Raw genomic sequence first — 767 nt, forward strand, 5'->3', positions numbered from 1 at the left:
CTGGTTGAGTGGTCGGAGGCGGCTATGCGCGAAAATCGTATCCGCGTTGCACATGATCTGGCAGGCATGCCCGCGGACCGTCAGGATGGCATGACTGGTGCCGCGGATCGCGGGGAGATCGACCGGGCCCACCCGCCGGGCACTTCCCGCTATGCCACCCGGTACGTGACCGTGCACGGATATCGTCGGGCCTACATCCGCGCTGGGCGCGGCCCGGCGTTGCTGCTCATCCACGGGATCGGCGACAGCTCGCAGACCTGGGCCGACCTCATTCCGTTGCTTGCCCGTGGCCGAACGGTGATCGCTCCGGATCTCCTCGGCCATGGTCGGTCGGACAAGCCCCGCGGTGACTATTCCATTGGCGGATACGCCTGCGGAATGCGTGATCTTTTGACGGTACTCGGCATCGATCGGGTGACGGTGGTCGGCCACTCCCTGGGGGGTGGGGTGGCCATGCAGTTCGCCTATCAGTTTCCCGAACGGTGTGAGCGGGTGGTGCTGGTAGGCACCGGCGGGGTGCGCTCCGACATCCATCCACTGCTACGCCTCGCGGCGCTTCCGGGTTCAGGACCGGTGCTCTCACTGCTCACCACGGCATCCGTGCGCCACATCGGCTGGACGGTGACCCGGGCGTTGCGTTGGCTGCGCACCGATCTGGGCCGGGATGTCGACGACCTGATGCGCACCCTGGAAGACCTGCATGTGGACACCGCTCGGGCGGCATTCCTCCGGACGCTGCGAGCGTCCGTGGACGGACACGGGCAGGC

General features: G+C 67.1%; 1 protein-coding gene. It reads left to right on the top strand.

Translation table 11 applies throughout. The annotated features are described in order from the left end of the window. Positions 1-24 precede the first annotated feature (24 nt). A partial coding sequence (locus U9980_RS15205; protein WP_322768511.1) for an alpha/beta hydrolase occupies positions 25-767 on the top strand: 743 nt, incomplete at its 3' end.

It is taken from the genome of Protofrankia sp. Cr1 (genome assembly GCF_963555865.1).
In the GTDB taxonomy this organism is placed as follows: domain Bacteria; phylum Actinomycetota; class Actinomycetes; order Frankiales; family Frankiaceae; genus Protofrankia.